The sequence below is a fragment of the Streptomyces sp. JLBJ103 genome (genome assembly GCF_058215575.1).
In genome coordinates, this window is sequence record NZ_CM177089.1 from 6,700,604 (window position 1) to 6,713,663 (window position 13,060).

The 13,060-nt window shown below is 70.5% G+C and carries 2 protein-coding genes; one reads left to right on the plus strand and one right to left on the minus strand.

The genetic code is table 11. The annotated features are described in order from the left end of the window. Positions 1-47: 47 nt before the first annotated feature. Entirely contained in the window at positions 48-11,849 is an 11,802-nt protein-coding gene (locus AC4BEG_RS29655) for an SDR family NAD(P)-dependent oxidoreductase (protein WP_490702762.1), read from the minus strand. A gap of 368 nt (positions 11,850-12,217) precedes the next feature. On the opposite strand from AC4BEG_RS29655, the gene AC4BEG_RS29660 reads away from it, so the two are divergent. Further along, positions 12,218-12,739 carry a pyridoxamine 5'-phosphate oxidase family protein gene (locus AC4BEG_RS29660; protein WP_490702763.1) on the plus strand — a complete coding sequence of 174 codons (522 nt, stop codon included), beginning with the start codon at positions 12,218-12,220 and terminating at the stop codon, positions 12,737-12,739. The last annotated feature ends 321 nt before the right edge of the window (positions 12,740-13,060 follow it).

Consider the following 13,060-nt stretch of genomic DNA (forward strand, 5'->3'; position numbering starts at 1 on the left):
TCAACCTCTCATCCGACGCCGCGGCAAGTCCCACGTGTGTACACGGATCACTCGTCCTGGTGGCCGAGCTGCGTGTTGATGAAGCTGAACAGTTCGTCGTCGGAGGCCGCCGTCAGCGACGCCACGTCGCCCTCGGCGCTCGCGGCCTGCGTCGGGCCCGAGAGCCGGCTGAGCAGTTCTCGCGCCCGGCTGACGAGGACGTCGCGCACTTCCGTCTCCTCGGTCGGTAGCGCGGAGAGCGACGCCTCCAGCCGGTCGAACTCGGCCAGTGCCGCGTCCGTCGGCGACGGCACACTGGCGGCCACCTCGGAGCGCAGGAACGAGGCCAGGCTCGTCGGATTCGGGTAGTCGAAGACCAGCGTCACCGGCAGCCGCAACCCGGTTGCCGCATTGAGCCGGTTGCGCAGCTGGACAGCGAGCATCGAGTCGAAGCCGACGTCCTTGAAAGCCCGCTTGCGATCGACCTCCTCCGGAGAGTCGTGGCCGAGCACGGCCGCGACGTGCGAGCAGACCAGATCGAGCACGGCCGGTTCCCGATCCTCCTCGGGCAGCGCGGTGAGCTTCTCGATCAGGGCCGCGCCGCGTTCGACCGAGGTCTGGGACTCCGCCGTCGGCAGCTGGCGAACATCCGGCAGGTCGGCCAGCAGCGGGCTGGGCCGCAGCGAGGTGAAGCGGGAATGGAACCGGGCCCATTCGACTCGTGCGACGACCGGGCAAGGTTCGTCCTCGGTGACGATTCGGTCCAGGGTCGCCAGTCCGGAGTCCACCGGCAGCAGGGGCAGACCTCCGCGGCGCAGCGAGTCGGCCATCTCCTCGTCCTCGGTCAGCATTCCGGCCTCCCACGGGCCCCACGCCACCGAAATGGTGTGGCCGCCGCGGTCGTGCCGCTCCCGAGCCAGGGCATCGAGGTACGCGTTGGCAGCCGAATACGCGGACTGGTTGCTGACGCCCCAGGTCGCCGAGATGGAGCCGAACAGCAGCACCGTCTGGATGCTGTCGTGGTCGAGCAGCTCGTCGAGGTGCGCCGCACCGAGCACCTTGGCAGCCAAGATGTCGCCGAACTCGGTCAACGTCGTGTCGACGATCGGCCCGCCATCGAGGCTGCCCGCGGCATGCACGACCGCGGTCAGCGGGCGCTCGGCGGGAACGGAGGCCAGCAATTCGATCACGGCGGCCCGGTCTGCGACATCGCAGGCCATCACCGAGACCGAGACGCCCTTGGCGGCCAGTTCCTCGACCAGGCGCTGGGCCCCGGCCGCATCGGCGCCGCTGCGGCTGGCAAGCACCAGATGTTCGGCACCGCGGTCGGCCAGCCAGCGGGCCACTTCGGCACCAAGGCCACCCGTGCCACCCGTCACGAGCACGGTACCGCGCGGCCGCCACTCGGGCGGCTCCTGCTCGGGCACTGTCGCCCTGACCAGACGGCGGGCCAGGACGGCCTGGGATCGTACGGCGACCTCGTTCTCGCCGTTGCCCGCGAGCACACCGGCCAGTTCGGCGACCGCGTGGTCGTCCACCGTCTCCGGCAGATCGATCAGGCCGCCCCAGAGCCGCGGGTGTTCGAGGCCTGCGACACGTCCGAAACCCCAGACCAGCGCCTGGGTGGGCGAGCCGATGCGGTCCTGGGGACCGGTCACCACCGCGCCCTGGGTCACCGCCCAGATCGGGACGTTGAGTTCGGCGTCGAGCAGGGCCTGGGTGAGCACCACCGTGCCCGCGAGCCCTTGCGGCAGCGCTGATGAGTCTTCGCACGGGGTCTCGTCCTCGGCCAACAGCGACAGCACCCCGACCGGGCTCGTGCCGTTCGCCGCGAGCTCGCGGAGCCGCTGGGCCAGCGCCGCCCGGTCGAGGTTCCCGCACGGTACGGCCCAGGTCACCAGGCCGGGCGCGTGGGCAGCGAGGCGGCGCACGGTTTCCGCGGCCCAGCCCTCGGCCGGCTGCCCCTCGGCGACCACCGCCAGCCAGGTACCGCCGATCGGCGTGCGCGTGCCGCTGGGCAGCGCGCGCCACTTGACGCGGTAGCTCTCGTCGTTGACGTTCGTGTCGGTCGCGGTGTCCACGGCGCTCCGCAGCTGTGCACGACTGACCGGCCTCGCGACGATGGAGTCGAACGAGGCGACGGGCTCGCCCGCGCCGTCGGTGAGCAGCATCGTGGAGGAGTCAGAGCCCTTGCGCCGGAAAGCGACCCGCAGCGAGCTCGCTCCTCGGGTGTGCACGGTGATGCCGTTCCAGGAGAACGGCATCACTGCCTCGCTCTCGCTGTCGATCAGTCCGGCGACCGGCACCTGCAGGGCGGCGTCCAGCAGCGCCGGGTGCAGGCCGAACCGCCCCGCCTCGGCACGGACCGTGCTCGGCAGCGCGACCTCGCCGTACATGTCCTCGCCGTCCCGCCACAGCGCACGGATCCCGGCGAAGGCAGGCCCGTAGGCGTATCCGCGCTCGGCGAGCCGAGCATAGATGTCGGTCACATCGACCGCCTCCGCGCCGGTTGGCGGCCAGGCCGTCAGATTGCCCGGCACCGGGCCGGTACCGACAGGGGCGAGCGTGCCTTCCGCGTGCAGGATCCACCTGCTGTCGGCGCCGGACTCGGTGCGCCGAGAGTGCACCGTGACCGAACGCCGACCGGTGGAGTCGGCGGCGCCGACCGCGACTTGCACCGCCACACCTGACTTCTCCGAGAGCACCAGCGGCGCCTGAAAGGCCAGCTCTTCCAAGCGGGCGCAGTCGACGTGACGCCCGGCGTGGGTGACCAGCTCGACGAAGGCGGCTCCAGGCAGCAGGAGGGTGCCGAGCACGACGTGATCGGCCAGCCACGGCTGGGTCGCCAGCGACCACCTGCCGGTGAAGAGCACTTGGTCCTCGCCGGCGCGTTCCACGGCGGCGCCCAACAGGGGGTGATCGGCGGACGCCAGCCCCAAGTCGGCGGCACTCGCGGTCACCGCGCCGACGGGCTCGACCCACAACCGGCGGTGTTGGAACGCGTAAGTGGGCAGGTCGATTCGCCCTCCGGCGGGAAACGCCTTCCCCCAGCGTACCGTTGCCCCGTGCACGAAGGCCGTGGCCAGAGAGCGGGTGAACGCGACGTCACCGCCGTTCCGCCGCAACGACCACGACGCGGCGACCTCGGCGTTTCGGGCCTCGGCAACTGCCTCGACCGCGTCGACGAGGGCCGGGTGCGCGCTGAGCTCCACGAAGCAGCTGTGCCCGTCGTTCAGAAGAGCCTCGACGGCCGCGCTGAACCGCACCGTCTCTCGAAGATTGCGATACCAGTAGTCGGCGTTCAGTTCGGTGCCGTCGACCCGCCCGCCGGTGACCGTGGAGTAGAACGGCACTTCTGCCTCAGCAGGCGCGACATCGGCCAGCGCGTCGATGAGTTCGGCGTGCAGCTCCTCCACCCCGTGCGAGTGCGACGCGTAATCGACCAGGAGCGTGCGCACCGGGACCTCCTCGGCCGCGAGCGCCGCGCACAGGCTCTGCAGTTCGTCGGCGGCGCCGGAGACGACCACCGACCGCGGCCCGTTGACCGCGGCGACGCCGAGCCCCGGGTAGTCGACGAGCCGTTCCTGGACCCGGGCGACCGGCAGGCCGATCCAGCCCATCCCGCCGCGCTCGGTCAGGCCGGCGATCAAGCGCGAGCGCAAACCGGCGATGCGGGCGCCGTCGGCCAGCGTGAGGACACCGGCCACCACGGCCGCCGCGATCTCGCCCTGGGAGTGACCGACCACTGCTGCCGGCTCGACCCCGAGCGACCGCCACAGCCGGGCCAAGGACACCATCACCGCGAACAGCGCGGGCTGGACCACGTCCACCCGGTCCAGGCTCGGCGCGCCCGGAGTGCCGGTGAGGACGTCCGACAGTGTGGCGCCGTTCCAGTCGACGTGCGGGGCCAGCGCCGCGTCGCACTCGGTCATGGCGGCGGCGAACAGCGGGCTGGTGTTCCAGAGGTCGAGGGCCATGCCACTCCACTGGCCACCCTGACCTGCGAAGACGAAGACCGGCTGGGTCGTGTCACCGCCGTTGCCCAGCACGACGTCCTCGCCCGAGTCCGTCGTGCCGGCGGCGATCGCCGTGAGCCCCGCGGTCAGCGTGCCCAGGTTTTCGGCGAGCACCACGGCCCGGTGCTCCAATGTGGCTCGGCCGCTGAGCGAGCGGCCGAGCGCGTCGAGGTCCACCTCCGGGTGCTCGGCGAGGTAGGCGCTGAGCCTGGCTGCCTGACCGCGCAGTGCCGCCGCGCCGCGTGCTGAGAGGACGAACGGCTTGACGGATTGTGCGAGCACCCGATCGGGCGCGGGCGGAGCGGGCGGCTCGCCGAGCTCCGGTGCCTGCTCCAGCACCACGTGCACGTTGGTGCCGCTGATTCCGAACGCGGAGACGGCGCCGAGCCGGGGCGGGTTGCGCTCTGGCCACTGCTGTGCTGTGGTCAGCAGCTTCACGGCACCGTCCGACCAGTCCACGTGCGGGGTGGGCTCCTCGGCGTTCAATGTCCGGGGCAGTAGGCCGTGTCGCAGCGCTTGGACCATCTTGATCACCCCGGCCACGCCGGCCGCCGCTTGCGCGTGGCCCAGGTTCGATTTCAGAGAGCCGAGCCAGAGCGGGCTTTCCTCGGTGTGCTCTCGCCCGTACGTCGCCAGTAGTGCCTGCAGCTCGATCGGGTCGCCGAGCTTGGTGCCGGTGCCGTGTCCCTCCACGACGTCCACATCGGCAGCGGAGACACCGGCATTGGCCAGCGCCTCTCGGATCACACGCTGTTGCGAGCGGCCGTTGGGCGCGGTCAACCCGTTGGAGGCGCCGTCCTGGTTCACCGCGGAGCCCTTCACCACCGCGAGGACCTGGTGGCCGTTGCGGCGGGCGTCCGACAAGCGCTCCAGCACGAGCAGTCCGACGCCCTCAGCCCAGCCGGTGCCGTCCGCGTCCGCGCCGAACGCCCGGCAGCGGCCGTCCTCGGAGAGGCCGCCCTGCAGCGCGAACTCCTGGAACACCACCGGTGTGGACATCACGGCCACACCGCCGGCCAGCGCGAGGTCGGACTCACCGGTCCGCAGCGCCTGGGCCGCCATGTGCAGCGTGGTCAGCGAGGACGAACAGGCGGTGTCGACCGTCAACGCGGGGCCCTCGAGGCCGAACTCGTAGGCGATGCGGCCCGAGGCCACGCTGGGCGCCGTTCCTGTCAGCAGGTGGCCATCGAGACCGCGCGATTCGAGCGCGAGCAAGTTGCCGTAGTCATGGGCGCTGAGGCCGACGAACACGCCGGTCTTCGTGCCGCGCAGCGCCAACGGGTCGATACCGGCACGCTCGAACGCCTCCCACGCCGACTCGAGCAACAGACGCTGCTGCGGGTCCATCGCGGTGGCCTCACGAGGTGAGATGCCGAAGAACTCGGGATCGAATTCGGTTGCGCCGGGCAGGAAGCCGGCCGCCCGGGCGTTGGTCGTGCCCGAGCGGCCGGGCTCGGGATCGAACAGCTCGGCCAGGTTCCAGCCACGGTCGGACGGGAACTCCGTGGCGGCGTCCCGGCCCTCCTCGACCATCGCCCACAACGCCTCCGGCGAGTCGACCCCGCCGCCGTAGCGGCAGGCCATGCCGACGATGGCGATCGCGTCGCCGCTGGTGTCCGCCGTGACGATCGCGGGTGCCGCCGACGCGGAGGAGCTGGCGCTGACCACCTCGCCGAGCACGTATTCGGTCAGCGAAGTGAGGTCCGGGTAGTCGAAGACCACCGTTGCCGGCAGCCGCAAGCCGGTGAGCGCGGTGATCCGGTTGCGCAGCTCCACCGAGGCCAGCGAATCGAAGCCGATGTCCTTGAAGGTCCGGTCCGGCGAGAGTCTCGACGCCGACGTGTGCCCGAGCACGGCCGCGGTCTCGGCGGCGAGAGCGTCCAGCACGATCCGATGCCGGGTGGCCGGCGGCCGGGCGAGCAGACGGCGGGTCCACGAGCTGGCACCGCCGCCACTCGCGACGGCGGTACGTCGCACCCGCCCGGAGACCTGGTTGCGCAGCAGGGGCGGCACCTCCCCGCGGAATGCGGCCAGGTTGAGCCGGACCGGTAGCACCACCGGGGCGCCGACGGTGAGGGCCGCGTCGAAGAGGGCCAGGCCTTCCTCGTCGGATATCGCCTTGATGCCGGCGCGTGTCATCCGTTCCCAGTCGGCCTCCTGCAGGGAGGTCGTCATGTGGCTCGTGGCGGCCCAGAGGCCCCAGTCGAGCGAGACGGCGGGCAGCCCCAACGCGCGGCGGTGTCGGGCAAGAGCGTCCAGGAACGCGTTGGCGGCGGCGTAATTGGCCTGGCCCGGCGCGCCGAATGCCCCGACGGCGGAGGAGAACAGCACGAAGGCGGAGAGGTCGAGGTCCTTGGTCAGCTCGTGGAGGAGCCAACCGGCGTCCACCTTGGGACGCAACACGGTGTCGACCTGCTCGGTCGTCAGCGAGCCGATGACGCCGTCGTCGCTGGTGCCCGCGATGTGCACAACCGCGGTCAGCGGATGTTCGGCGGGGATCGCGGCCAGCACCCCGAGCAGCGATTCGCGGTGGGAGACGTCACAGGCAACAGTCGTCACCGAGGCGCCGAGCTCGGTCAACTCGGTGGCGAACTCGGTGGCGCCGGGGGCATCTGGGCCGCGCCGGCTCGCCAGCACGAGGTTGCGTACGCCGTGCTCGGCGACCAAGTGCCGGGCGACCAGGCCGCCCAGTGCGCCGGAGGCGCCGGTCAGAAGCACGGTCCCGGCTGGATCGACGGGCACCGGGATGGTCAGGGCGATCTTGCCGATGTGCCGAGCCTGGCTGAGGAACCTCAACGCATCCGGGGCCCGGCGGACGTCCCAGGTGGTGGTCGGAGGCAGGGTGAGAGCGCCACGGTCGAACAGGTCCAGCAGTTCGACCAACATCTCGTGGACCCGTTCGGGCGCCACCCCGAGCAGGTCGAACGCCTGATAGCGCACACCGGGGAACGCCTCGGCCGCCCAGTCGGCGTCGCGGATGTCGGTCTTGCCCATCTCGACGAACCGGCCGCCGCGCGGCAGCAGTCGTAGCGAGGCGTCCACGAGCTCGTTGGTGAGCGAGTTGAGGACCACGTCGACGCCGCGGCCGTCGGTGGCGCCGAGCAGATCGGATTCGAACTGTGCGGTGCGGGAGTTCGAGATGCGTTCGCGGGGGATGCCGAGCTCGCGAATGGCCGCCCACTTGGCGGGGCTGGCGGTGGCGAAGATCTCGGCGCCCAGATGGGCGGCCAGCTGCACGGCCGCTATGCCGACGCCACCGGCGGCGGCGTGGATGAGCACGGACTCGCCGGGTTGCAGGTCGGCCACGTCGACGAGCCCGAAGTACGCGGTCAAGTAGGTGATCGGGACTGTCGCGGCCTGCAGGTACGACCACCCGTCCGGGATCGGTACCACCATCCGGTGGTCGCCCACGGCCACAGGCCCGAACGGCCCGAAGAACAGGCCCATCACCCGGTCCCCGGGCTTGAGACCGATGACTCCTGGGCCGACCTCGGTCACCACGCCGGCCGCCTCGCCGCCGAGCACTTCTTGACCGCGGACCAAGCCCAGGGTGGACATGACGTCCCGGAAGTTCATGCCGGCGGCTCGGACGGCCACCCGCACCTCACCCTCGGCCAAGGGTGCGACCGCCTCCGGTGACTCGATCAAGGCGAGCCCGTCGAAAGTGCCGGGGTGGGGGGCGGACAGGCGCCAGGCGGTCGACTCCGCCGGCACCGCGAGCGTCGTCGAAGAGGAGACCTTGACCAGGCGCGGCACCAGGATCGTGCCCGCACGTACGGCGACCTCGTCCTCCCCGGCGTCGAGCGCCGCCACCACGGCCGAGTCGGGCTCGCCGGGCGCGAGGTCGACCTGGACGAGCCGGCCCGGGTTCTCGGCACGCGCCGAGCGGAACAGGCCGTGCAGGGCCGCGCCGATCAGGTCACGGACGTGTTCACCCTCGTACGTGGCCAACGCGCCACGGGTGACCAGGACCAGCCGTGAGGTGGCCAGCCGTTCGTCGGCCAGCCAGTGGCGGACCAGTTCGAGCATCTGGTTGACACCTGAGTGCACGTTTGCGGCCACGTCGTGGTCGTGGTCGTGACCGGGAGCGGCCAGCACCACAGTGGGCACCTCGCCCCCGGCGTCGAGGGCGGCCTGCAGCGCGGGGAAGCCGTCGTACGCCGTGCCTGTCGTGGGCGCGCCGCCGCCCAGGTTCGCCCAGCCGGTGGGCGACGAGGCCTCGACCTCACCCGCGGAGATCCACTCGATCTCGTAGAGGGAGTCGTGGGCCTGGGGAGCACTCTCGGCGATCTGTTCCGCGGTGGCGGACCGCAAGGTCAGCGAGTCGACGGACAGCACCGTGCGGCCGGTCCCGTCGGCGACCAGCAGTGCCACTGTGTCGGTCCCCACCGGAGTCACTCGTACGCGCAGCGCGGAAGCACCGACGGCGTACAGCCGGACGCCCGACCACACGAAGGGGATGACACCCTGGGTGGTGCCGGTGACCGCGATCGCGTGCAGCGCGGCGTCCAGCAGGGCAGGGTGCATGCCGTACGCGCCGGCGTCGCCCACGTGCTCGGGCAGAGCCACCTCGGCGAAGATTTCCCCGTCACGCAGCCAGGCGGCCTTCAGGCCGCGGAACACCGGCCCGTAGGCGTACCCGGCCGCGGCGAAGGTCTCGTAAAGATCGCTGAGCTCGACTTCCTCGACACCGGCGGGTGGCCACTCGGCCATCTCGGGGTCGTCGCGGCTCACACCAGCGGTCGCTGAGACGAAGCCGCTGGCGTGCCGTGTCCAGGCCGCGTCGATGTCGGGGGAGTCCGGGTCCTGCTGTTGCGACCAGATGGTGATCGACCGTCGGTCGGTGGACTCCTCCGGCTCGCCGACCACGATCTGCAGCGCCACGCCGCCTCGCTCCAGCAGCAGCGGGGCCTCGATGGTCAGGTCCTCGACCAGCTCACAGCCGACCTGGTCCGCCGCGCGCAGCGCGAACTCGACGAATGCGGTGCCGGGCAGCAGGGTGCGGCCGAACAGGGCGTGGTCGGCAAGCCAGGGCTGGGTGGAGAGCGACAGCCGGCCGGTGCACAGGAAGCCGCCGTCGTTGGCGAGCGAGACGCCGGCACCCAGGAGCGGGGCGTCCACCGAGCGCAGGCCGATCGAACTGAGGTCGTGCCCTCCGACGTGGCTGGTCTCGAGCCAGAAGCGTTCGTGCTGGAACGCGTAGGTGGGCAAGTCGACGCGTTGCGCGCCGGTGTCGGCGAAGAAGGCTGCCCAGTCCACCTCGACGCCGGCGGCGTGCAGGGTAGCCATCGCCACGGCGATGCATTCCACCTCGTCGCGCCGACTGCGGAGGGACGGCGTGACCACCACCGACTCGTCGCCATAGCATTTGCGTACGTCGCTGCTCATCGACGCGGCGGGCGACAGTTCGATGAATCGGGTGACGCCGCGCTCGCGCAGCCGAGCCACGCCGCCGACGAGGTCCACCGGGTCGCGCATCTGCCGGACCCAGAACTCAGGGGTGCACAGCACCTCGGCGGGCACCACCATCGGGATGGTCGGGGCCGAATAGGTCAAGGTCTCCACCACGGCCCGGAACTGGGCCTGGATCGGCTCCATCGTGACCGAGTGGCCCGCGACGCCGACCCGCAGCGTGCGGGACGCGTGGCCGAGCTCGGACAGTCGCGCCACAGCCGCCTCGACCGGGCCCTCCAGCCCCGAGAGGGTGACTGAGCTCGGGCTGTTGATACCGGCGAGCGAAACGCCCTCGATGTCGGCGATGACCGGCTCCACCACGTCGGCGCCGGCCGCGACCGAGACCATCACGCCGGCGGCCGAGGTCTGGATCAGCCGTGCTCGGGCGGTGACCATGGTGGCCGCGTCCTTGAGCGACAGCACCCCCGCGACGTGCGCCGCCGCGATGTCCCCACAGGACTGACCGAGCAGGTGGTCGGGCCGCAGACCCCACGACTCGACCAGGCGGTAGAGCGCCACCTCGATCGCGAACAGCGCGGGATGCGCGTACTCGGGCCGATCCAGCGTCGGGCCGCCCTCGGCGATGATCTGCGGCAGCTCGGGGTCGAGCCACCCCAGCACCTCCGAGTACGCCGTGTCGAAGGCGGGGAACGCGGCCGCGAGCTGGGCGCCCATGCCGATGCGCTGTGAGCCTTGTCCGGGGAACATCACCGCGGTGAGACCGCGGCACTCGGTGCCGACGACCGCCGTGGCACCGCTGCCGCCGCCGGCCAGCAGGTCGAGCTGCGCGAGCAGGTCCTCCTTGTTGCCCGCGACCACGGCGGCGCGGTGCTCGAACGTCACGCGGTGCAGCGCGAGCGACTTCGCGACGTCGAGCAGGGCGACGTCCTCGTCGGCGAGCCAGTCACGGAGCCGCGTCGCCTGACCGGCCAGGGCCTGCGGAGTACGGGCGGAGAGCAGGAAGGGCAAGGCGGTCGGCTGTGCGCTCACCGGCTCGGCCTCGACCGCCTCCGGCGCGGGCGCCTGCTCGAGGATGACGTGCGCGTTGGTACCGCTCATGCCGAACGACGACACACCTGCCCGGCGCGGCCACTCGTTCTCCGGCCACGGGCGGTTCTCCGTCAACACCTTGACCCCGCCGGCCGACCAGTCCACTTCGTGCGTCGGCTCATCCACGTGCAGCGTCTTGGGGAGGACGCCGTGGCGCATGGCCATCACTGCCTTGATCACGCCGACGACGCCCGCGGCCGCCTGGGTGTGACCCACGTTCGACTTCAGCGAGCCCAGCCACAGTGGCTCGCCGTCCTTCTTCTTGTGGCCGTAGGTGGCCAGCAGGGCCTGTGCCTCGATCGGGTCGCCCAGCCGGGTGCCGGTGCCGTGCCCTTCGACCAGGTCGACCTGCTCCATCGGAACCTGGCCGTCGGCCAGCGCCGCCTGGATGACCCGTTGCTGGGCGGGGCCGTTGGGAGCGGTCAGGCCGTTGGAGGCACCGTCCTGGTTGATCGCCGAACCACGGATGACGGCAAGCACCGGGTGGCCGTTGGCCTGCGCGTCGGAGAGCCGCTCGAGCAGGACCAGGCCGACCCCCTCCGACCAGCCGGTGCCGTCCGCGGTGTCCGCGTACGCCTTGCACCGGCCGTTGGGCGCGATCCCGCGCTGTCGACTGAAGTCGACCATGACCAGTGGCGAGCACATCGACGCGACGCCGCCGACCAAAGCCATCGTGGACTCGCCGCGGCGCAAGGCCCGAACGGCGTAGTCCATCGCGACCAACGAAGAGGAACAGGCGGTGTCGACGGTGACAGCGGGGCCCTCGAAGCCGAACGTGTACGCGACGCGGCCGGAGAGCACGCTGGGCGCGTTGCCCAGCAGCAGATAGCCGTCGACCTCGCGGGGTGCCGTGACGGTCAACGGCACGTAGTCATGGGTGTTCGAGCCGATGAACACACCTGTCTCGGTGCCGCGGAGGGTCTCCGGGTCGATGCCGGCACGTTCGAACGACTCCCAGGCGGCCTCGAGGACGATCCGCTGCTGCGGGTCCATGGCAAGAGCTTCGCGTGGGGAGATGCCGAAGAAATCCGCGTCGAAGTCGGCCAGGCCGGACATGAAGCCGCCCTCGCGGGTGTACGTCTTTCCGGGCTTGCCGGGCTCCGGGTCGTAGATGCTGTCCATGTCCCAGCCCCGGTCGGTCGGCGAGTCGCCGATCGCGTCGGTTCCACTGGCGACCAGCTCCCAGAGGTCCTCCGGCGACCAGACGTCGCCGGGCAAGCGGCAGGCCATCGAGACGATGGCGATCGGCTCGGTGTCCTGGGCCTCCATCTCAGTGATCTTCTTGCGAGCCTGGTAGAGGTCGCTCGTGACCAGCTTGAGATACTGGCGAAGCTTGTCCTCGTTCTCCATGCGAACAACCCCATCTGTCTCTGTCTGTTCCAGTGGCCCGGGGACCCCGGAGTGGTCCGGCGTACCCCGGACTTGTCGTGCCTGGACACGTGGCAGGCGTCTGCTGAGGCCGGCAGTCCGGCGAAAAGCTTGCGCAGAAAAGGCTTGGGTGGGACCACGATCAAGACCGCCTCTGGGCGGTCGCGTGAACAACCATGCTCTTGCGACGTCGGCGCGGGCACCCCCCTAACCCCCCTAGTCGCCGCCCCGGTGGTCGCGCGGTTCTTTTGGGGTGTCGGTGTCGCAGTCGCGCTGCGAGCATGAACCGTGAAAGCCAGACCGGTGCGTCTCGCTGGTCGCCCACAGCGGACGAGCGAAGGGACAGCAACATGACTGCCGAGGTGTTGAAAAACAAGGAGAAGCCGAAGGGGACGTCGGCATTCATCTTCAGCCAGACCGCGCCGGGGCCAACACAACCGTGGAGCTGGGCGGAGAATTTGCTCGAGTCCGCGTCCACGTACTGGCTGGTCACCACCAGCCCGGACGGACACCCGCACAGCAGGCCCTTGTGGGGTATCTGGCAGAGGAACACCTTCTGGTTCTCGAGCCAGAACCGCTGCGGTGAATTCCTGAAGGTCAACCCGCGGGCCTCCGTGAACCTGCAGGTTGGCGAGGACGTGGTAATGATCGAGGGCAGTTGCTCCCGAGTGATCGGGGACGACGACATCAACGTGCTCGCCGAAGGCGTCGGGGTGAAGTACGACTGGGAACTCTCGGTGAGCGAGGATCGTGTCCACACGCGTTTCGGTCAGAGCGCTCCGGTGTTTCGGCTGAATCCCGAACGGGTCTACGGTTGGGCGGGAATTGCCGGATGGGAGTCCGCGACCAGGTGGGACTTTCCGCAGTCTTGACCGACTGAAATTGGCTGCGCAGTAATCTGGCCGAGGGAATTCGACGCGCCACGGCCGAGAATGAGGCGAACGTGTGTCGTGCTCGCGGCACCGTTCTCCAGGTCTGTTTTCCCACTGTGCGATCGATCACGTCCTGCCGCACGGTCACGCTCAAGATTTCATTCCATTTCGTGGACCGGTGGTGGCGCAACCTGTGGGAATCACGCCGCGCTGGTTGTGCCAGACCTTCGCCCTGGTGGGGCCTATGGCAACTCACTGTGTCTGGCGCTCGCTGCCGTGACCTCGCAAGCCGCAATTTGAACGTGGAAGGGGACGATCCGG